Genomic DNA, 19,452 nt, shown 5'->3' on the forward strand with positions numbered 1-19,452 from the left:
GACCCATGGCCACGGTCATGATCGCAGACGGTTCGATCACCATCGAGTTCGGCCCGTGGGAGCGGATCTTCACGGGCCGGTCCCGGCACACCATTCCCCTGCGTGCGGTACGACGGGCGGCCGTCGCCGACCGGCCGCTGCGCGTCGCACGCGGCGCGCGACGGGGACTCGCCGTGTCCGGGCACACCAAGATCGGCGTTTGGGGTCTGTTCGGCGGCCCTCGTCAGCTGGTCGCGGCCGGCCGTCACCGGCCCGGTGTGCACCTCATCCTGGATCGCGCGAGATCCGGCGGCGAGTTCGACGAGGTCGTCGTGTCGGTCCCCGACGCCGCCCGGCTCGTCGAGACCATCAGGCGCGTGGCCGCGTGACCGGCGTCGAGGTGCGCGACCTGACCAAGACCTTCGGCCGGGTCACCGCCGTGGACCACCTGACCTTCACCGTACGGCCGGGCGCCGTCACCGCGTTCCTCGGCCCCAACGGCGCCGGCAAGACCACCACGATGCGCATGATGATCGACCACGTGGCGCCCACCTCGGGCGGCGTGGCCATCGGCGGGCGCCGCTACCGGGAACTGCCGCAGCCGACCGCCGTGGTCGGAGCGGCCTTCGACACCGCCTCCTTTCACCCGCGCCACACGGCATGGGACCACTTGCGGATCTACGCCACGATGGGCGGACACCCCGTCGACCGGGTCCCGCGACTGCTCGATCTGGTCGGCCTGGCCGGAGTCGCCAGACGCAGGACGGGCGCCTTCTCCACCGGCATGCGCCAGCGGCTCAACCTGGCCACCGCCCTGCTGGGCGACCCCACCGTCCTGTTGCTGGACGAACCGGGCAACGGCCTGGACCCCGAAGGCATGACGTGGCTGCGTTCGTTCCTGCGCGGGCTGGCCGACGAGGGACGGACCGTCCTGGTCTCCAGCCACGCGCTCGGCGAGATGCAGCAGATCGCCGACGACGTGGTGGTCATCCGGCAGGGACGGCTGCTCGGCGCCGGACCTCTCCGCGAGCTGTCCGGCGCGGCGCCGGCCGTACTGGTGCGGACGCCGGACGGCGCGGCGCTGAGCCGGATCCTCGCACGGCAGGCGCGGGCGGTGGAGGCCGACGGGCCGGACGACCTGCGGGTCCACGGGCTGGAGGCCGCGGCCATCGCCGACCTCGCGGCCGCGCACGGCCTGCGCGTCCACGGCCTGACCAGCCACCGGCCCAGCCTCGAACAGCTCTTCCTCGACCTGACCGGCGAACGGACGAACGCATGACACCCCTGATCCACGCGGAGGTGCGCCGGCTGCTCGCGACCCGGATGTGGCTGGGCGCCCTGCTGGTGGCAGCCCTGCTCGGCGGCGGCCTGATCGGCCTGCTGACCGTCGTCGGGCCGGAGAACTTCCAGCCCCCGATGCCCGGACTGGACACCGAGGCCGGGGTCCGAGCCGTCCTGGGTTTCCTCGGCTTCACCGCCTTCGTCCCCGCCGCGATCGGCACCCTGGCCGTGACCTCCGAATACCGGCATCGGACCGTGAACTTCACGTTCCTGTTCGCGCCGGGCCGCTGGCGGGTGCTGGCCGCCAAGCTGGTCACGTACGGCGTCGCGGGCATGGTCTACGGGCTCGTCCTGTCGGGCACGGCCGCGCTGGCCCTGTTCGGCGCCGCCGCGGCCCGCGGCGTGAATCTGGGCCTGCCCGCCGGGACCGTCGTGGAACTGCTGGCCCGGCTGGCGGTCGCGATGGTCGCCTACACGGTGCTCGGCGTGGGCATGGGAGCCCTGATCCGTCACCAGGTCGCCGCCCTGTGCGTGGTGATCGGATACCTGTACGGCGCGGAGCTGCTCCTGATGACGATCCCGGGCGTCCGCCACCTGTATCCGTGGCTCCCCGGCGGCGCCACCTCGGCGCTGACCGACTTCACCGCCGTGGCCGACGCCCTGTCCCAGCAGCTGTCCAGCGAACCGGTCCGGCTGCTCTCCCCGCAGGCCGGCGCGCTGCTGCTGGTCGGATACACGGTGCTCGCGAGCGCCTTCGCGCTCCTCAAGCCGATGCGCCGCGACGTGACCTGACCACCCCGGCCGCTCGCCGGGGTCCGAGGCGCGGCCGGCTGTCGTGCTCATCCGGTGGATCGGCGTGCCCGTCGTACTTCGCGGTCGATCGCCCAGGCGTCCGCTACCGGGCCCACGTGCCGGAGCTTGTCGGGGTTGATCACCGAGCGGATCGTCTGGATCCGCCCGTCGAGCACATCGAGCGCCATGGTCTGCAGCACCTTGCCGTCCCGGTCACGGAAGATGGCGCCCGGCTGGCCGTTGACGTGGTGCGGCTCGACCAGCACGCCGATCCTGACCAGCCTGGAGTGGACCGAGGAGAGCAGCCGGGCCACTTTCGCGGCGCCGATGACGGCCCGGGCGAGCTGCGGGGCCTTGCCGCCGCCGTCGCCGACCATCGAGACGTCGGCGGCGAGCAGCTCCCGCAGGCCGGCGACGTCGCCTTCGCGCAGCGCGTCGAAGAACCGCGAGGCCAGTTCCTCCTGCTCCTGGCGGAGCGCTTCGAAGCGCGGCCGGCCGGCCGCCACGTGCCGCCGCGCCCGTACCAGCAACTGCCGGCACGCCGCCTCCGAGCGCCCCACCGTCGCGGCGATCTCGTCGAACCCGAAGCCGAAGACCTCGCGCAGCACGAACACGGCCCGTTCCAGCGGGCTGAGCCGCTCCAGCAGCAGCAGCGCCGCCATCGACACCGAGTCGGCCAGCTCCGCCGCCCGCGCCGGATCCTGGTACGGATCGCTCAGCAGCGGCTCGGGAAACCACGGGCCCACGTACTCCTCCCGCCGGGACCGCGCGGAGCGCAGCACGTCGATCGCGATGCGCGTCACCGTGGTCGCCAGGAACGCCTTGGTCGAGGCGGGCCGGGTCGCCGAGCCGGCGAAGCGCAGCCACGTCTCCTGCACCGCGTCCTCGGCCTCGCCCACACTGCCCAGGATTCGATAGGCGATGGAGAACAGCAGCGGCCGCAGCTCCTCGAACTCCTCGACCTCGCTCACGCCGGATCCCCTTCTTTGAAGCCCTCCCGCCTGGCCGTGCTCGCTGGAGCAGGCGCCATCTGGTGAACAGGCAGGCCAGGGTAGCGGCCCCGCACCCGCCGGCCCGCAGGCGGACCCGCGGGCCGGCGGCGGACGCCGTTCAGTGGAACCGGCCGGGCTCGTAGTCGCCGGCCGGCTGCCGGGTGATGATGTTCAGCCGGTTCGCCATGTTCATGAAGGAGATCAGCATCACCAGGGCGGTGAGCTGTTCGTCGTCGTAGTGCGCGGCGGCGCGCGCCCACACCTCGTCGCCGACGCCACCGGCCGCGTCCGCGACCCGGGTCCCTTCCTCCGCCAGTTCCAGCGCGGCGCGTTCGGCCTCGGTGAAGACGGTGGCCTCCCGCCACGCCGCGACCAGGTTCAGCCGCACGGAGGTCTCGCCGCCGGCGGCGGCGTCCTTGGTGTGCATGTCGACGCAGACGGCGCAGCCGTTGATCTGGCTGACGCGAAGTGCCACCAGCTCCTGGGCGGCGGCCGGCAGCGAGGATTCCTTGAGGGCCTTACCCGCCGGCATGAGGTGCTTGAGCGCCTTGCCGGCGGCCGGCGAGGCCAAGTAGTCCAGTCGCGCGTCCATGGAGTGCTCCTCTGTGGTCGTCCGTTGCTTCACCCGTTGAGACGAGGTGGCCCGGCGCCCTGTGACATGGACGAATGTGACGTGTCTCACCGGTCCTGCGGAGCAGCGCCCGCGGATGTGCGGTGATGCGCCGACCTGACATTTCACCCCGCTGTCTTGTCGAACCGGGTGAGAGCAGACGCTCTCACCCGATCACAGGATGGATGGGCAGATGACGACGCCACCGCTGAAGTTGCCGCTGCACATGCGGCGGAACGGGTTGGACCCGGTCGAGGAACTGGCCCGGGCCCGCGAGGACGAGGGTGTGGTGCCGATGGAGACGCCGTGCGGTCCACCCGAGTATCTGATCTGCCGCCATGAGGATGTCCGCCAGGTGCTGGCCGATCCGGGCCGGTTCAGCAGTGCCCTGGCGCCGTTACCGGGATTCGAATACGTGGACGCCGAAGAACTGGAGCGACTGCGGGCCGGGCAGTTGTTCAGGTCGGATCCGCCCGAGCACACGCGGCTGCGCCGGATGCTCACGCCCGAGTTCACGATGCGGCGGATGCGCGAGCTGGAGCCGCGGATCACGCAGATCGTCCACACGGCCCTGGACGATCTGGAGCGGGCCGGGAAGCCGGCCGATCTGGTGGAGCACTTCGCGCTGCCGGTGCCCTCACTGGTGATCTGCGAGCTGCTGGGCGTGCCCTACGCCGATCACGCCCGGTTCCAGCAGTGTGCCGTGCGCCTGCTGGACACCTCCTTGCCGATGGAGCAGCGCGTCGAGGCACAGCGGGAGAACCGCGCCTACATGGCCGGTCTGGTCGCCCGCGCCCAGGCCGGCCCGGGCCAGGACATGCTCGGCATGCTGGTACGCGAGCACGGCGACGACCTCAGCACCGACGAGCTGATCGGCATCGCGGAACTGCTGCTGCTCGCCGGGCACGAGACCACCTCCAACATGCTCGCCCTGGGCGCCCTGGCCCTGCTGCGGCACCCGGACCAGCTCGCCATGATCCGCCAGGACTTGGCCCAGGCCGAGCCCGCCGTCGAAGAGCTGTTGCGCTGGCTGTCCGTCGTGCACGCGGTGCCACCGCGCATGACCACGACGGAGGTGGAGATCGCCGGGCACGCCATTCCCTCGGGCTCGCTCGTGACCTGCTCCCTTCCCGCCGCCAACCGCGACCCCGCCCTGGTCCACGATCCCGAGACCCTCGACGTCACCCGCGCGGCGACCGGCCACCTCGCCTTCGGCCACGGGGTGCACCACTGCCTCGGGGCGCCGCTGGCGCGGATGGAGATGCGCATCGCCTTCCCGGCCCTGCTGCGGCGCTTCCCCGGTCTGGCCCTGGCGGATCCGAACGAACAGGCGGACTTCCGGGTCTCCACCCTCGTGTACGGCGTGAACGCCCTGCGAGTGACCTGGTGAACGGACGGCCGCCCCGCGTGGAACGGGCTCTCGGCTCCTGACGAGCCGAGAAATCCTTTGCGCGGAAGCGCGAAGCGTGGGCACAGTGACCGGATGAGCGACCGCATCGAACTCTTCTCACGCTCTTGGGCGGCGTTGCGCGCGGCGGTGGCCGAGACCCCGGACGAGGACTTCGGGCTCCCGTCCGGGTGTGCCGGCTGGCTCGTGCGGGACCTGGTGTGCCACCTGGTCATCGACGCCCAGGACGTGCTGATCACCCTGGTCACGCCCGCCGCGGCCGAGCCGACCGTGGACGCGGTCACCTACTGGAACCTCGTCGAGCCCCCCACCGGAGAGGACCCGCTCGACGCGCTGATTCCCCGGCTGGCCGCCGCGTACGGCGAGCCGGGGCTGCTCAAGTTCCACCTGGACGACGTAGGCTCCGCCGCGGGCCGTGCCGCCGGGCTCGCCGATCCTGCGGCCCGCGTCGGCACCCGCGACCAGGTGCTCACCGCCGGCGACTACCTGTCCGCGTACGTGCTCGAATGGGCCTTGCACCACCTCGACCTGATCGCGTACCGGCCGTCGGCCGCCGAGCCGCCCGCCGAGACCCTCGCGGCGGCACGCGGCTCCCTGGAGAAGATCGCCGGTGCCTCGTTCCCCGCGTCGTTCTCGGACAAGGACGCGCTGCTGGTCGGCACCGGGCGTCGTGCGCCGAGCGACAGGGAGACGGCCGCGCTGGGCGATCTGGCGGCGCGGCTCCCGTTCGTCCTCGGCTGAGCGGCGGGCTCGGCGGTGCGGGGCGGCCTCCCGTCCGGCACGACGAAGGGTCAGGGACGCAAGCGGTCAGGAATGGAGAAGCGCCGGTCAGCGGAGCGTGGCTAGCGTTGCCGACATACCGCGGCGACGTCCTCAAGCTGCGCCAGGACCGGTGGTCGCCGCGCGAAGAACCGGACTTATTCGTCTAATCTGGTCAGCCCCGGCCAGGCGATGTCGACAAGAGCCCGCCAACGCGGCCCGCCCGAAGAACAGATGGAGACACGATGAGCATGGCCCCGAGGACGGACACGCGCTCGCCTGCGCCGCACGTCGCCGACAGCCACGATCTGATCCGCGTGCACGGTGCGCGCGAGAACAACCTCAAGGACGTCAGCATCGAGATCCCCAAGCGTCGGCTGACGGTGTTCACCGGGGTCTCGGGCTCGGGCAAGAGCTCGCTGGTGTTCCGCACCATCGCGGCGGAGTCACAGCGGATGATCAACGAGACCTACAGCGCCTTCGTGCAGGGCTTCATGCCGACGCTGGCGCGGCCCGAGGTGGACGTCCTCGAAGGGCTGACGACCGCGATCATCGTCGACCAGCAGCGCATGGGCACCGACCCCCGCTCCACGGTCGGCACCGCCACCGACGCCAACGCGATGCTGCGCATCCTGTTCAGCCGGCTCGGGCAGCCGCACATCGGCTCGCCCAACGCGTTCGCCTTCAACGTCCCCTCGGTGCGGGCGAGCGGCGCCATCACGGTCGAGCGCGGCAACAAGAAGACGGTGCGGCAGACCTTCACCCTCACCGGCGGCATGTGCCAGCGCTGCGAGGGCCGGGGCACGGTGTCCGACATCGACCTCACCCAGCTCTACGACGACTCCAAGTCGATCGCCGAGGGCGCGTTCACGATCCCCGGCTGGAAGTCCGACAGCTTCTGGACGGTGCGGGTCTACGCCGAGTCGGGCCTTCTCGACCCGAACAAGCCGATCCGCAAGTTCACCAAGAAGGAGATGCAGGACTTCCTCTACGGGGAGCCGACCAAGGTGAAGGTCGAGGGCGTGAACCTCACCTACGAGGGGCTGATCCCGAAGATCCAGAAGTCCTTCCTGTCCAAGGACCGGGAGTCGCTGCAGCCGCACATCCGCGAGTTCGTGGACCGGGCGGTCACCTTCACCACCTGCCCCGAGTGCGGCGGCACCCGGCTCAGCGAGGCGGCCCGGTCGTCGCGGATCAAGGGCGTCAACATCGCCGAGGCGTGCGCGATGCAGATCAGCGACCTGGCCCGATGGATCGGTGGCCTCGACGAGCCGTCGGTGGCGCCGCTGCTCGCCACGCTGCGCCGCACCCTCGACTCGTTCGTGGAGATCGGGCTGGGCTACCTGTCCCTGGAGCGGCCCTCGGGCACCCTGTCGGGCGGCGAGGCGCAGCGCGTCAAGATGATCCGCCACCTCGGCTCCTCGCTCACCGACACCACCTACGTCTTCGACGAGCCCACCATCGGCCTGCACCCCCATGACATCCAGCGGATGAACGACCTGCTGCTGCGGCTGCGGGACAAGGGCAACACGGTGCTCGTCGTGGAGCACAAGCCGGAGACGATCGCGATCGCCGACCACGTCGTCGACCTCGGCCCCGGCGCCGGCACGGCGGGCGGCTCGGTCTGCTACGAGGGCACCGTCGAGGGGCTGCGGGGGAGCGGCACCATCACCGGCCGCCACCTCGGCGACCGGACCTCCCTGAAGGAGAAGGCGCGCACGCCCACCAGCGCGCTGGAGATCCGCGGCGCTACGGCGAACAACCTGCGCGACGTCGACGTGGACATCCCGCTCGGGGTGCTCACCGTCATCACCGGCGTCGCCGGCTCCGGTAAGAGCTCGCTGGTGCACGGGTCGATCCCCGCCGGCGCGGGCGTGGTGTCGATCGACCAGGGCGCGATCCGCGGCTCGCGCCGGAGCAACCCGGCGACCTACACCGGGCTGCTCGACCCGATCCGCAAGGCGTTCGCGAAGGCCAACGGCGTGAAACCGGCGCTGTTCAGCGCCAACTCCGAGGGCGCCTGCCCCACCTGTAACGGCGCCGGCGTCATCTACACCGACCTGGCGATGATGGCGGGCGTCGCCACCACCTGCGAGGAGTGCGACGGCAAGCGGTTCCAGGCCGCGGTGCTGGAACACCACCTCGGCGGGCGCGACATCAGCGAGGTGCTCGCGATGCCGGTGACCGAGGCCCGCGAGTTCTTCGGCGACGGCGAGGCGCGCACGCCGGCCGCGCACGCCATCCTCGGCCGGCTCGCCGACGTCGGGCTCGGCTACCTCAGCCTCGGCCAGCCGCTCACCACGCTGTCGGGCGGCGAGCGGCAGCGGCTGAAGCTGGCCACCCACATGGGCGACAAGGGCGGCGTCTACGTCCTGGACGAGCCGACCACCGGCCTGCACTTGGCCGACGTCGAGCAACTGCTCGGCCTGCTCGACCGGCTCGTCGACGCCGGCAAGTCCGTCATCGTCATCGAGCACCACCAGGCGGTCATGGCGCACGCCGACTGGATCATCGACCTCGGTCCCGGCGCCGGCCACGACGGCGGCCGGATCGTCTTCGAAGGCACCCCCGCCGACCTCGTCGCCGCCCGCTCCACCCTCACCGGCGAGCACCTCGCGACCTACGTCGGCGCCTGACGGAAGCCACCGGAGTCAGGGACCACCTGCCCCGCCGAATGAGCACCACGGCACCCGGGCGCCGCCGCGCGGTCACGTGCCGGCCGTCGCGGGGGGGCCTGGCCAGTTGCGCAGGGCGACGTCGAGGGCGTCGAGCATGCGCTCCCAGGACGGGTCGGCGCCGCGCGGGTGGTGGCGGAAGCCGCCCGCCCGTTCCAGGGTCACGAAGCCGTGGAAGGCGCTGCCCAGCAGCCGGACGGCGTCGGTCTGGTCCGGCTCGCCGAGGGCGTAGCCGCGCAGGATCGCGCGCATCATGTCCGAGTGCCGCCGCGCCGCGCTCGCCTCCGCCGTCTCGAGGTCGAGTTCGACCTGCGCGGCGGCGTACCTGCCCGGATGCTCCCTGGCGTAGTCGCGGTAGGCGGCGGCGAAGGCGACGAGCGCGTCCTTGCCCGCCCGCCCCGCCAGCGCGCCCGCCGCCCGGTCGGCCAGCTCGGCCAGGGCGAGCACGGCGACCCGCACCCGCAGCTCGTGAACGTTCCTGATGTGGGAGTACAGGCTGGCATCCTTCACGCCGAACCTGCGCGCGAGCGCCGCGAGCGTCACGTTCTCCAGCCCCACCTCGTCGGCGAGTTCCGCCGCCGCCTCCGCCAGCCGTTCGGCCGTCACCCCGGCACGTGCCATGCACCACGCTCCTTCCCTAGGGGTCCTAGGCTAGTGACTATTCAGTTGCGGCGCACGCTTACGGTGGATAGCTTCGTGGCTATGAGACCGCTCGCCGAGCCGGAGATCCGCGCCTCTTTCGTCAACTGCACCAAGGGCGAGGCCAAACGCCTGGCCGTGCCCAGGGACCTGAACACCCGGCCGTGGGACGACCTGGACTTCCTCGGCTGGCAGGACCTGGCGTCACCGGGCCGTGCCTACCTGGTCGCCGAGCACGGCGGGCGGCTGGTCGGGGTGGCGTTGCGCCGGGCCGCGCCGCATGCCGGGCACCTGCGGCGCAGCATGTGCTCGCTGTGCCTGACCACGCACACCGGGGACGGCGTCGCGCTGCTGACGGCGCGTCGTCCCGGCGGCGGCGGCGACTCCGTGGGCGCCTACATCTGCACCGACCTGGCCTGCTCGCTCTACTTGCGAGGGAAGAAGGACGTCGGCCCCGGCGGGCGCATGCACGAGTCGCTCACGCTCGACGAGAAGATCGGCAGAACCGCGGCGAACGTGGCCGACTTCCTGGAGAAGGTCACCCAGTGATCAGGTCCGGCCGGACGTGCCGCGGCCCTTGCGGTGCCGGCCGATCAGGGCGGCGGCGCAGCCCAGCGCGACCAGCCCGAACCCGGCTCCGATGAACCCGCTGAGGTCCGCCAGGTGGGCCACCATGCCGCCGACCGCGCTGAGCAGCAGCACCAGCCACAGCACCACGCGCGCCAGGCCGGGCTGGGCGCCGTCCGGTGGGGAGGAGTGAGGGTCGGCCATGGTGGGCTCCCGGTGCCGTGCGGAGTTCCGCGATGGGTGGACGAGGCACCAAGCTAGGCGCCGCCACCGCCGCCGCCGATCCCGTAGACGCGACCTGAACGGTAGAGCAGCCTGTACCACGCGGCTCCGGTGATCGAGCCACCTCCTGACGGTGCCGTACATCCGGTCACCGCCCGGCGGGGCGCGGGCGGTGCACGTCGATCCAGCGCGGGACGCCTCTCGGTCAGCGAGGCGACGTCGTGAGTTCCCGCCGGGCGAGTTCTCGCAGTTCGGCGGTGCACATCATGAATCTGCCCGTGGGGAGGTGCGCCACGTAGTGGTCCAGGTCGGCGCCGAGGGCGAAGACGTGGACCGGGGTGCCGGTGCCGGCGCCCGATTCGACCGCCTGGCGCAGGCCGGCCAGGACGGCGGGATGCCGGGTCTGGTAGGAGGGGGCGACCAGGTGGTTACCCCGGTCGGCGGCCAGGTAGAACTGGGTCAGATCCTTGGTCCCGACGAAAAGCTCGCTGGCTCCGGCGGCGCAGAACTCGGCCGCGGAATGGACCGCGGCGGGGGTCTCGACGAAGACCGAGAGAGGAAGGTCGCCGGGCAGGTCGAGGTGCAGGCGCAGGCGCAGGAACTCGTCCTGGTCGTTGATGAAGGGCACCGCGAAGCTCACCCGCGCCGCCGCGAGCCCGAGCCGTTCCCGCACGTGGGCGCGAAGCGCCCGGAACGCCCGCGGGTAGTGCTCCTCGTTGAGCAGTCCGCGCGCGCCGTGCAGGCCGAGTTCGGGGTTGGGTTCGTGGTCGACCTCGACCTCGGTGGTGATCCGCGCGGCGTCGTCGGAGCGGAGGTCGAGCAGTCGCATGACGATTCGCTGGCCGGGGAGCAGTTCCCTGACCAGCGCGCACAACTCCGCGGCGACCGCGGTTCCGTAGCGTTCGGCCTCGGCGGCGCCTGCCCGGAGCGCGTCCAGCGGGCTCAACCCCGCCGAAAGGCAGAGGAACTCCTCACGGATGAAGAAACTGTCCACCTGCTCGACGCGGGGGACGAGCGTGTTGATCGTCCGGATGTCGGTCGCGGCGGCGACGACCACGCAGATCGACCCGAGGTCGCCCGGAGTGACGACCGGGGACTCGGGAGCGTGCACGGAGGGCTCGGTATCGCCGAGCACGACGGACTGGCGGTCGGTCGAGACGGTGACGTAACCGCTGACCCGCGCCAGGTCGGACGGCGCGACGCGCAGGACCGGGATCCCCCGGGTGCGGCACAGGGACTGCATGTGGCCGGTCCGGCCGCCGCGGGAGCAGATCACGGCGGACGCGGCGATGACGGCCTTGTACAGTTCCGGGCCGAGCGTCTCGACGACCAGCACAGAGCCCTCGATCGGCTTCCCGGTGCGATTGCAGACGCCCCCAACGGTCGTCGACGGCGTACCGGCGAGCAGAACCCCTGGTATCTCGCGAGAACTCACGGTCGTCTCCCATGGCCACAGGTCGGTGACGACGACGAGAACGCCGGCGGGCGGGCGCCTCGGCGTCGTCATGGCTCCGCCGGAATCCGATGGAGCCATGACACGAGCCTCGCAGCCGTCCGTCCGGCCACGCGTCTTCTCGAATGCTGATCAGCCGTGCGGAGGGTCTGTGGTCTCGCCGGGAGCGGCGGTACTTCGGTGTCAGGTAGCCGGTTCCGCCGGTTCCGCGAGCCCGAGAAGGGAGCGGAGGTCCCGGGGCGTCACGGAGAGGTCCGTCATCTTCACCGTCGCGGCGGCGTTGACCGCGAAGCGCAGCGCGGGAGTCGTCGCGGGGGTGCCGCCGTTCCGCGTCGTGATCTCGCGGATCCTCTGGATGCTCTGTTCGAGGTGGCCCTCCAGTGCCTGGCGGTCGGCGCGCCGCCGGGTCGCCATCCGGCGCACGTCGAGCATGACCGCACGCCCGGCCGCTTCGCCGCCCTCCCGGTCGGTGGCGCCGGTCAGCGTCACGGCGTCGTCGCCGGCGCGTTCGTCGTAGCAGGATTCGAGCCGGTGCAGCACGGTGGCCGCGACCTGCACCGAGTGGTTCTTGATCGCGGCGAGGTTGAAGGCGAACGCCCCCGTCCGCCCGTAGCGCACGATCTCGTCGCCCTCGCGCGGGCCGCCCACCACGGAGATCGGGCCCGACGGGACGCCGTCCCGTCCCAGGAGGACGCCGCGCTCGTCCACCTCGACGCCCCGCCCGGTACGCCCGTGCGGCAGTGCGAGCCCCTTCCGCAGGAGGCTCGCCCAAAGCGCGGACTCGACGCGCTCGTAGTCGGACTCCCGCCCGAAGTTCGAGATCACCAGGTCGGCCTCGACGGTGCGGGTCGAAAGCCGTCCCGCGACCGACAGTACGAGTCCGCCCGCCTCGGTCTCGCCGATGTCCACGATTCTTCCGGTGGTGATGATGATCTGCCCGCCGGCGGCCATCGCGGCGTCGACCACTTCCGTCGTATACGCCACGGCGCCCACGCGCAGCACGGCCAGCAGGCTTCCGTAACCGTCAAGAAGCGCGCGGAGATCGGCGGACGGGACGCGCCGCAGAATCCGCGGCATATAAGGTTCCCAGGATTTGGCGACCCTTTCCGTTATCACCTCCGGCGGCACGTCGGGATACTCGCGGGCGACGGCGGCGCAGGCCCGTTCCCATTCTTCGGTGAGGCACCGGACGAATTCGTCGAGTCCTTCGTAGGCGTCGCGGTGCAGCCGGGGCGGGGGCAGGCGTAGCACCTGGTGCCGGTGGTCGGGGGGATATGTTCGCAGCGTCAGGCCGGAGCGGGAGATCATGTGAATCGTCCCCGTGTGGCCGCGGCGCAGCAGGAGCGCCGCCGAGTCGTAGGCGCTGAGCAGCGTGCCCACGATGGCCACGACGGCGTCCCGCCTGACGTCGAGGATCCGCGCGATCCCCGCCTCCGAGTACGGGTGCCGCACGAGCGCGGGATGGTCCATCACGCGGGCCGCGAAAGCCGGCCGTTTCCTTTCGAGGCCGGTGGCCAGCACGACGTGGTCGGCTTCGAGCACCGTGCGGCCGGATCCGCCGGCGTTCCCTGGCGCGGGGAAACCGTCGAGACCGTCGATGACGACGTGCACGTGGTCGCCGACGACGTCGAGGTCGACCACCTCGCCTCCCGCCTCGGTCAGGGTCACGCCCGTGGACGCCTCGCGCGCGGCTTCGGCCAGGCGGCTGGCGAGGTAGTCGGGGTAGATGCGCCGGGGCGCCGGGCCGGACTCGGTGAACTCGGTGTCCCGCCATTCCGCGGGCCAGCCGGTCCGGTCGGCCTCATGGTTGGCCCACAGCACGAAATCGTCGACGTCCTCGCGGAACATCGACATGCGGCCGGCCTGGATGTTGAAAACGTGGTGCCAGTGATTGCCGGCCCGGTGATACGCCACCCCGGCGCCCCGATATTCGGCGCGTCGTTCGAGTAACACGACCTGCAATGGTTCTCTGGCGAAACGAAGAATACGGATGGCGGTGGCGGTACCTGCCAGGCCCGCCCCGACAATGACGACCCTGCGAGTCCGGCCGGCGCGCGTCACCCTGCTTCTCTGTCCTTTCCGGCACGGCCGGTGAGAACCGGAGGACTCGACCGGGGTCGCGTCGTTCCCGTGCGTCGAATCGAGCTGCCAGTGGGCACGCTACCGTCGCCCCGCGCCGGGAAATAGCGGACCCCATAAAGGCCCCCAGAAGGATAGGGGTGGTTATGGGGTCAGTCGCTTTCAGGGCCGCTCCTATATCGGCGCGGCGCTCGCTTTCAACGGGGCCGAGCACCATTCCCGCCGCCCGGTCTCGCGGCGGAAGCAGAGCACGCAGCCGGCCTCGGACCGGCGGGTGTCGGCGCGACCGTCCCGCCGGCGGCCGTGCGGTTCCTCATCGAGCCCGCCACCCGCAGGCGGATGCGCGTCAACGGCCGGGCGCGCCGGCACGGCGGCGTCCCCCAGCGCTGGTCCTTCGGCGGCTACTTCCGCTTCAACCCCGCCTGACCACCTCCGGAGACGAGAGAGCCATGGTGTCCTAGGGCAGTTCGGCGAAACGCTCGACCCGGTCCGTAGGGCCGGAGACGATGACGACGTCGCCGTAGCGGAGTTCGGTCTCGGCGGTGGCGTAGGTGAATTCCTCTCCCGGGCTCTTGACGGCGACGATCGTGACGCCGTGCTTGCGGCGCAGGTTGGATCGGCCGAGCGGGACGCCGACGTAGTCCTTCGGCGGAAGCGTCTTGACCAACGCGAAGTTCTCGTCCACCTGCATGTAGTCGAGCATCCGGCCGCTGACCAGGTGGGCGACGCGCTCGCCCATGTCGTGCTCGGGGAACACCACATGATGGACGCCGATCCGGTCCAGGATCCGTCCGTGCTGCTTGCTGACCGCCTTGGCCCAGATGTGGTCGATCTCCAGCTCCACGAGCAGGGACGCGGTCAGGATGCTCGCTTCGATGTCGCTCCCGATCGCGACGACGGCACGGTAGAAGTCAGGCACGCCGAGCTGACGCAGGGTCGCCATGTCGGTGGCGTCCGCGGTGGCGATGTGGGTGATCTCTCCCGCCAGCCGCTGCACGTGTCTGGGGTCGTTGTCCAGGGCCAGTACCTCGGTGCCGCGCCGGGCCAGTTCGAGGGCCAGCGCGCTGCCGAACCGTCCCAGCCCGATCACCACGACCGGGTCGTTGTTCCTGTCAGCCAACGATGACATTCTCCTCGGGGAGTTGGTAGCGGCGGATGCGGTCCTTCAGCGCCAGAGCGGAGCCCAGGGTGAGCGGACCGGTCCTGCCGATGAACATGAGCAGCGTCAGCAGCACCTGCCCGGCGGGCGTGGTGTCGGCGGTGATGCCGGTGGACAGGCCGACGGTGGCGAAGGCCGAGACGACCTCGAACAGCACGTGGTCCAGGCCGTGCGATGTCAGAGCCAGCAGCAGGTACGTCGACACCGCGACCAGCGCCACGCTGATGAGGCCGATCGAGACGGCCTGACGCTGGGCCGCGTCCGTGAGCCGGCGATGGCCGATGTTGACCTCCCGCTCGCCGCGCAACTCGGCCCAGATCACGAAGGCCAGCAGGCCGAAGGTGGTGACCTTGATGCCGCCCGCGGTGCCGGCGCTGCCGCCGCCGATGAACATCAGCAGGTCGGTGGCCAGCCAGCTGGTGGGGTACATGCCGGAGAGGTCGAGGCTGTTGAATCCCCCGCTGCGGGGCATGACGGCGGTGAAGAACGCCGCCAGCAGCTTGCCGGAGCCGTCGAGCGCGCCGAGCGTCTTCGGGTTGCGCCATTCGGTGGCCAGGAACACCAGCGTGCCCCCGACCAACAGGACCGCGGTGACCCCGACGGTGATCCTGGTGAGGACCGACCAGCGGCTGGGCCGGCGCCAGCCGCGCGACAGCTCGAACATCACCGGGAAGCCGAGCCCGCCCACGATCACCGCGATCGCGATGGTCAGGCAGATCCACGGGTCGGTGACGTAGCGCGTCAAGCTGTCGGGCCACAGCGCGAACCCCGCGTTGTTGAACGCCGAGATCGCGTGAAAGACGCCCTGGTAGAGGGCGCGGCCGAACGGCTCCCCGTAGCCGAGCAGGAACCGGCCGGTCAGGACCAGCGCGGTGACGGCCTCGCAGGCCAGGCTGAAGACCACCACCTTGCGGACCACACGCCGGACGTCGGTCATGTTCAGGGTCTTGGTCTCGGCCTGCGCGAAGATCCTGGCGCGCAGACCGAGACGCCCGGCCACCAGGACGGTGAACAGCGTCGCCAGGGTCATGATCCCGATGCCGCCGACCTGGACCAGCCCGGCGACCACCCACTCGCCGAACATCGACCAGTGGGTGGCGGTGTCCACGACCACCAGCCCGGTGACGCACACCGCGGACGTCGCGGTGAACAGGGCCGTCAGCCAGCCCGCCGACTCGCCCGACTCGGTGGCGATCGGCAGCGCCAGCAAGGCGCTGCCGATCAGGGCCACCGCGGCGAACCCGGTGACGATCACCTGGGCCGGGTGCTGGAAACGGCCGAGGATTCCGGGGGGTCGTCTCATGGCGTCCGCTCGCGTCCGCGGAGGCGGCCGAACCAGGTGGGGACGTCGTGTTCATCGCCGAAGCCGCGGGCCACCACGATGTCGGTGGAGGAGTGCGGCAGGGATGGGGTGATGAGCGCGCCGAAATGCTCGAACGATGCGCGACGCCGAGGCCCGAAGGTCGCCACGGTGATCCCGGCGGCGAACGCGGCCGGGAACAGGTCGCCGTGCGTGGCCTTGCCCACGGCCAGGACGAGCAGGCCCGCGAAGGCGGTCAGCAGGCTGCCCATCACGCGGGCGGGGGAAAGGTGATCACGCGAGGCGGGTCTCCGGTCCGGTCGCCGTCGAATTCGTCGCCGACCAGACTTCCCGGCGCACCGGCGATTACCTTAACAGCGCCGTTGGCGGCACGCACCGAGAGGTTCTCGACCGCGGCCCATGGAGCGGGCGGCTGTCGCGATCTCGTCATGGGCGCCCTCGGAATGATGCCGTCTCGAAGCGAGAAGTATGGATGCCGACCCTGCCAGTAAACCGGCCGGGCGGGGCTGGGCAGTCACCTGCCGTGTACGGGCCTGCCGAGACCTTGACGGGTCCTGGTACGTTTTGTCCAGGTGCGCCGGGAAGTCTGGTCGGCAGGTCCTTGTCCCGTTGACGTAAGGATGTGCTGGTGCGCGCCCGAGACCTGCTCGCCGACTTCCCCGTGGTGGGGCTCGATTCCCCGGTGATCGACGTGGCCCGGCTGCTCGCCGACCAGGATCTGCCCGGCCTCATCGTCATCGGAGACGACGGCACGCCGTTCACGATCCTGCCCGGCACCCAGGTGCTGCGCCTGGCGGTGCCCGGCTACTGCGTTGACGATCCCGCGCTGGCCCGGGTGGTGGACGAGGCACATGCCGACGCCTTCCTGCGCGCACTGGACGGCCGCACCGTGCGCGACGCGCTGCCGGAGCAACCGCGCGAACTGCCGGTCACCGACCCCGGCGCCACCGTGCTGGAGCTCGCCGCGCTGATGGCACGCACCCGCAGCCCGCTGGTCGCCGTGGTGGACGACGGGCGATTGCTGGGCGCGGTGACGTTGCAGGCGCTGCTGGACCGGATGCTCGCCGCGTGAGCGTGCTCCCCTGGGCGAGCGTCGCGGTGTTCGTGGCCGCCTACGTGCTGATCGCCACCGAGAAGGTTCACCGGGTCGCGGCGGCGCTGGGCGGGGCGGGGCTCATGCTCCTCATCCATGCCACCGGCGCCAAGGCCGCGTTCTTCTCCGAGCACACCGGCATCGACTGGAACGTCATCTTCCTGCTGCTCGGCATGATGGTCATCGTCGGGGTGCTCAAGGAGACCGGCGTCTTCGAGTACCTGGCGATCTGGGCCGCCAAGCGCGCCCGGGGGCGGCCGTTCCGGTTGATGGTGCTGCTGGTGCTGATCACCGCCTCGGCCTCGGCGCTGCTGGACAACGTCACCACGGTGCTGCTGATCGCGCCCGTGACGTTCCTGGTGTGCGAGCGCCTGGCGGTGAGCCCGGTGCCGTTCCTGATCGCCGAGGCGATGGCCTCCAACATCGGCGGCGCCGCCACCCTGGTCGGCGACCCGCCCAACATCATCATCGCCAGCCGCGGCGCCTTGACCTTCAACGACTTCCTCGTCCACATGGCACCGATGATCATCATCCTCATGGCGGTGTTCGTCGCCCTGTGCTGGCTGCTGTTCGGCCGGTCGTTCCGCTACGACCCCGAGCGGGCAGAGCACATCATGGCGCTGGACGAGCGGGAGGCGATCGCCGACCGGTGGCTGCTGTGGCAGTCGCTGGCCGTACTGGCCCTGGTGATGGCCGGGTTCGTGCTGCACCCGGTGCTGCACTACGAGCCGTCGGTGGTCGCGCTGCTGGGCGCCGGCGTGCTGGTGGCCGCCACCAAGGTGCGCACCGAGCAGGCCATCGCCGAGGTGGAGTGGCCCACGCTGGTGTTCTTCGCCGGGCTGTTCGTCATGGTCGGCGCCCTCGTCGAGACCGGCGTCATCGGCCGGCTGTCCCAGGCCGCGGTCACGGCGACCGCCGGCCAGCCCGAGTTGACCGCCATGGGGCTGCTGGGCGGCTCGGCGGTGGTGTCGGCCATTGTGGACAACATCCCCTACGTCGCGACGATGAGCCCGATCGTGGAACAACTGGTGCAGGCCGAAGGCGGCAACGGGCCCGGCCAGGTGCTGTGGTGGGCGCTGGCCTTCGGCGCCGACCTCGGCGGCAACGCCACCGCCGTCGGCGCCGCCGCCAACGTCGTCGTGCTCGGCATCGCCGCCCGCAACGGCACTCCGATCAGTTTCTGGCAGTTCACCCGGTACGGCTTGATCGTCACCGCGGTGACCGTCACCCTGGTGGCCCCCTACTTGTGGCTGCGCTACCTGATGTGAGCGCACGGCCACACCCTGGGCGGGGTGGCGGCGCGGGGGCGGTCGAAGAGGTGGAAGGCGGCCCAGCACACCAGCAGGGCCAGGGCGAACGCCGGAAGCCAGGCCAGGCGGGCGGCCACCCAGGCGGGCGAGTCGGGCACGGTGTGCAGGCCGGGCAGGGCGGCGCCGGTGAGCATGCCCAGCGCGGTGATGGTGATCATGGCGGTCTGGTGCCACAGGAACAGCGTCATCGCCGACAGGTTGAGCAGCGCCACGGCCGCCCAGGCGGCGGGACGCCGTCCCAGCAGCCGCCGCAGCGGGCCGAGCAGCAGCGAGGCCGCCCCGCACTGGGCGAGACCGAAGGCGACCGCCGCCAAGGTGGGCGGGGCCTGGTTGGAGACGGGCGCGCCCGGCACGCCGACCATGGCCGCCGGATAGCCGCCCCACACGACCAGCGCGGCGGTCGCGGCGGCCCCGCCCGCCAGCAGCGCCCACCCGGTCGCCCGGCCGCGCGCCCGGCCGCGTGCCCAGGCCGCGCCGAGGCAGTACGGGACCATCCAGCCGGCCACCACGTTGACCCACGCGGGCCACTCGGGGCCGCCGACGCCGAACCTCACCAGGTCGGTGAGCGCGACGAGGGCCAGCGGCCACGCCGGGTTCAGCCGGGCGGCCAGCGGGGTGACCGCCGTCAACACCGCGAACACCGGCAGGAACCACAGCGGCCCCCACACCAGTTTGGCCAGCGCCCGCACGGTTTCCGGGTCGGCCCCCGCGGCGAGCGACCCGGCCGCCACCGCGATCCACACCGCGGCCACGGCCACCACCGGCCGTACCAGCCGCGCCGTGCGGACGCGCAGCCACCGGCCGTAAGTGGTGCCCGCGGCCCGGGCGCGGGCGTGACTCTGGGCGGCCATCTGCCCGCCCACCAGGAAGAACACCGCCATGGTCTGCAGCAGCCACGACGCGGGGGCCAGGCCGGGCATGTACTTGAGCGGGCTGGTGGTCCGCAGGGTGCCGCTGTCGGCGACCAGGGCCGTGACCAGCCAGTGGCCGAGCACCACGCCCAGGATGGCCAGCGCGCGCAGGGCGTCGGCGGCGCGGTCGCGGCCGGGCGGTGTCCGCGCGCCGATCCGGCTGACGAGGTCACCCATCGCGTCCCCCCGTGGACGGCGCCGG

20 protein-coding genes are annotated in these 19,452 nt (G+C 71.5%); 10 read left to right on the top strand and 10 right to left on the bottom strand.

Features of this window, described 5'->3' with window-relative positions:
* Nucleotides 1-5 precede the first annotated feature (5 nt).
* The 3 genes from BJ982_RS26945 to BJ982_RS26955 are packed head-to-tail and all read left to right on the top strand — an operon-like array spanning nt 6 to nt 2,052.
* Nucleotides 6-368, top strand: coding sequence for a hypothetical protein (locus tag BJ982_RS26945; RefSeq protein ID WP_184884571.1), 363 nt, complete (start codon nt 6-8; stop codon nt 366-368).
* On the top strand, nt 365-1,258 hold the full coding sequence (locus BJ982_RS26950; protein WP_184884572.1) for an ABC transporter ATP-binding protein: 894 nt from the start codon (nt 365-367) through the stop codon (nt 1,256-1,258). The genes BJ982_RS26945 and BJ982_RS26950 overlap by 4 nt, the downstream gene beginning before the upstream one ends.
* On the top strand, nt 1,255-2,052 hold the full coding sequence (locus BJ982_RS26955; protein WP_184884573.1) for an ABC transporter permease: 798 nt from the start codon (nt 1,255-1,257) through the stop codon (nt 2,050-2,052). The genes BJ982_RS26950 and BJ982_RS26955 overlap by 4 nt, the downstream gene beginning before the upstream one ends.
* A gap of 47 nt (nt 2,053-2,099) precedes the next feature.
* On the opposite strand, the gene BJ982_RS26960 is transcribed toward BJ982_RS26955, so the two are convergent.
* Nucleotides 2,100-3,023 (bottom strand): RNA polymerase sigma-70 factor, encoded by a 924-nt coding sequence (locus BJ982_RS26960; RefSeq protein WP_184884575.1) that lies wholly within the window; start codon nt 3,021-3,023, stop codon nt 2,100-2,102.
* A 139-nt stretch (nt 3,024-3,162) separates the two neighbouring features.
* Complete coding sequence (locus BJ982_RS26965) at nt 3,163-3,636, bottom strand: carboxymuconolactone decarboxylase family protein (protein ID WP_184884577.1); 474 nt, start codon at nt 3,634-3,636, stop codon at nt 3,163-3,165.
* Nucleotides 3,637-3,847: 211 nt separating this feature from the next.
* Here BJ982_RS26965 and BJ982_RS26970 point away from each other — a divergent pair, with 211 nt between their 5' ends.
* From BJ982_RS26970 to BJ982_RS26980, 3 genes are all read left to right on the top strand, one after another.
* Nucleotides 3,848-5,044, top strand: a complete 1,197-nt coding sequence (locus BJ982_RS26970; RefSeq protein WP_239122635.1) for a cytochrome P450 — start codon at nt 3,848-3,850, stop codon at nt 5,042-5,044.
* A gap of 105 nt (nt 5,045-5,149) precedes the next feature.
* Nucleotides 5,150-5,803: a maleylpyruvate isomerase N-terminal domain-containing protein gene (locus tag BJ982_RS26975; protein WP_184889374.1), complete on the top strand. Its 654-nt coding sequence runs from the start codon at nt 5,150-5,152 to the stop codon at nt 5,801-5,803.
* 263 nt (nt 5,804-6,066) lie between these two features.
* Nucleotides 6,067-8,457, top strand: coding sequence for an ATP-binding cassette domain-containing protein (locus tag BJ982_RS26980; RefSeq protein WP_184884579.1), 2,391 nt, complete (start codon nt 6,067-6,069; stop codon nt 8,455-8,457).
* 72 nt (nt 8,458-8,529) lie between these two features.
* Here the strand turns inward: BJ982_RS26980 and BJ982_RS26985 are convergent, their stop codons facing one another.
* Nucleotides 8,530-9,117, bottom strand: a complete 588-nt coding sequence (locus BJ982_RS26985) for a TetR-like C-terminal domain-containing protein (RefSeq protein ID WP_184884581.1) — start codon at nt 9,115-9,117, stop codon at nt 8,530-8,532.
* A gap of 81 nt (nt 9,118-9,198) precedes the next feature.
* Between BJ982_RS26985 and BJ982_RS26990 the strand changes: the two genes are divergently transcribed.
* On the top strand, nt 9,199-9,684 hold the full coding sequence (locus BJ982_RS26990; protein WP_184884583.1) for an FBP domain-containing protein: 486 nt from the start codon (nt 9,199-9,201) through the stop codon (nt 9,682-9,684).
* On the opposite strand, the gene BJ982_RS26995 is transcribed toward BJ982_RS26990, so the two are convergent.
* From BJ982_RS26995 to BJ982_RS27005, 3 genes are all read right to left on the bottom strand, one after another.
* Nucleotides 9,685-9,906: a hypothetical protein gene (locus tag BJ982_RS26995; protein ID WP_184884585.1), complete on the bottom strand. Its 222-nt coding sequence runs from the start codon at nt 9,904-9,906 to the stop codon at nt 9,685-9,687.
* Nucleotides 9,907-10,129: 223 nt separating this feature from the next.
* Nucleotides 10,130-11,431, bottom strand: a complete 1,302-nt coding sequence (locus BJ982_RS27000; RefSeq protein ID WP_184884588.1) for a putative PEP-binding protein — start codon at nt 11,429-11,431, stop codon at nt 10,130-10,132.
* Between the two features lie 129 nt (nt 11,432-11,560).
* Entirely contained in the window at nt 11,561-13,438 is a 1,878-nt protein-coding gene (locus tag BJ982_RS27005) for an FAD/NAD(P)-binding protein (protein WP_184884590.1), read from the bottom strand.
* Between the two features lie 321 nt (nt 13,439-13,759).
* Here BJ982_RS27005 and BJ982_RS39715 point away from each other — a divergent pair, with 321 nt between their 5' ends.
* A complete protein-coding gene (locus BJ982_RS39715; RefSeq protein WP_260413857.1) occupies nt 13,760-13,882 on the top strand; it encodes a hypothetical protein in 123 nt (40 codons plus the stop codon).
* Between the two features lie 31 nt (nt 13,883-13,913).
* Here the strand turns inward: BJ982_RS39715 and BJ982_RS27010 are convergent, their stop codons facing one another.
* Genes BJ982_RS27010 through BJ982_RS27020 form a run of 3 tightly spaced genes read right to left on the bottom strand, consistent with a single transcriptional unit; the run spans nt 13,914 to nt 16,190 of the window.
* On the bottom strand, nt 13,914-14,585 hold the full coding sequence (locus tag BJ982_RS27010; RefSeq protein WP_184884592.1) for a potassium channel family protein: 672 nt from the start codon (nt 14,583-14,585) through the stop codon (nt 13,914-13,916).
* Entirely contained in the window at nt 14,569-15,918 is a 1,350-nt protein-coding gene (locus BJ982_RS27015; RefSeq protein ID WP_184884594.1) for a TrkH family potassium uptake protein, read from the bottom strand. Before BJ982_RS27015 ends, BJ982_RS27010 begins: the two co-directional genes overlap by 17 nt.
* Nucleotides 15,915-16,190 carry a hypothetical protein gene (locus BJ982_RS27020; protein WP_203958804.1) on the bottom strand — a complete coding sequence of 92 codons (276 nt, stop codon included), beginning with the start codon at nt 16,188-16,190 and terminating at the stop codon, nt 15,915-15,917. Before BJ982_RS27020 ends, BJ982_RS27015 begins: the two co-directional genes overlap by 4 nt.
* Before the next feature lie 374 nt (nt 16,191-16,564).
* Here BJ982_RS27020 and BJ982_RS27025 point away from each other — a divergent pair, with 374 nt between their 5' ends.
* Nucleotides 16,565-17,008: a CBS domain-containing protein gene (locus tag BJ982_RS27025; protein ID WP_184884596.1), complete on the top strand. Its 444-nt coding sequence runs from the start codon at nt 16,565-16,567 to the stop codon at nt 17,006-17,008.
* Nucleotides 17,005-18,297, top strand: coding sequence for an ArsB/NhaD family transporter (locus BJ982_RS27030; protein WP_184884598.1), 1,293 nt, complete (start codon nt 17,005-17,007; stop codon nt 18,295-18,297). The genes BJ982_RS27025 and BJ982_RS27030 overlap by 4 nt, the downstream gene beginning before the upstream one ends.
* On the opposite strand, the gene BJ982_RS27035 is transcribed toward BJ982_RS27030, so the two are convergent.
* The gene (locus BJ982_RS27035) at nt 18,285-19,427 is read right to left on the bottom strand and encodes an acyltransferase family protein (RefSeq protein WP_184884600.1); all 1,143 of its coding nucleotides are present in this window, start codon (nt 19,425-19,427) and stop codon (nt 18,285-18,287) included. The genes BJ982_RS27030 and BJ982_RS27035 overlap by 13 nt on opposite strands.
* Nucleotides 19,428-19,452: the final 25 nt, after the last annotated feature.

Origin of the sequence: Sphaerisporangium siamense (assembly GCF_014205275.1) — a bacterium.
Classification (GTDB): domain Bacteria; phylum Actinomycetota; class Actinomycetes; order Streptosporangiales; family Streptosporangiaceae; genus Sphaerisporangium; species Sphaerisporangium siamense.

Coding starts and splice junctions, on each gene's coding strand:
- BJ982_RS26955 (WP_184884573.1), top strand. CDS start 1,255: ATGACACCCCTGATCCACGCGGAGGTGCGCCGGCTGCTCGCGACCCGG.
- BJ982_RS26965 (WP_184884577.1), bottom strand. CDS start 3,636: ATGGACGCGCGACTGGACTACTTGGCCTCGCCGGCCGCCGGCAAGGCG.
- BJ982_RS26990 (WP_184884583.1), top strand. CDS start 9,199: ATGAGACCGCTCGCCGAGCCGGAGATCCGCGCCTCTTTCGTCAACTGC.
- BJ982_RS26995 (WP_184884585.1), bottom strand. CDS start 9,906: ATGGCCGACCCTCACTCCTCCCCACCGGACGGCGCCCAGCCCGGCCTG.
- BJ982_RS26980 (WP_184884579.1), top strand. CDS start 6,067: ATGAGCATGGCCCCGAGGACGGACACGCGCTCGCCTGCGCCGCACGTC.
- BJ982_RS27035 (WP_184884600.1), bottom strand. CDS start 19,427: ATGGGTGACCTCGTCAGCCGGATCGGCGCGCGGACACCGCCCGGCCGC.
- BJ982_RS26945 (WP_184884571.1), top strand. CDS start 6: ATGGCCACGGTCATGATCGCAGACGGTTCGATCACCATCGAGTTCGGC.
- BJ982_RS27015 (WP_184884594.1), bottom strand. CDS start 15,918: ATGAGACGACCCCCCGGAATCCTCGGCCGTTTCCAGCACCCGGCCCAG.
- BJ982_RS26985 (WP_184884581.1), bottom strand. CDS start 9,117: ATGGCACGTGCCGGGGTGACGGCCGAACGGCTGGCGGAGGCGGCGGCG.
- BJ982_RS26970 (WP_239122635.1), top strand. CDS start 3,848: ATGACGACGCCACCGCTGAAGTTGCCGCTGCACATGCGGCGGAACGGG.
- BJ982_RS27000 (WP_184884588.1), bottom strand. CDS start 11,431: ATGACGACGCCGAGGCGCCCGCCCGCCGGCGTTCTCGTCGTCGTCACC.
- BJ982_RS27010 (WP_184884592.1), bottom strand. CDS start 14,585: ATGTCATCGTTGGCTGACAGGAACAACGACCCGGTCGTGGTGATCGGG.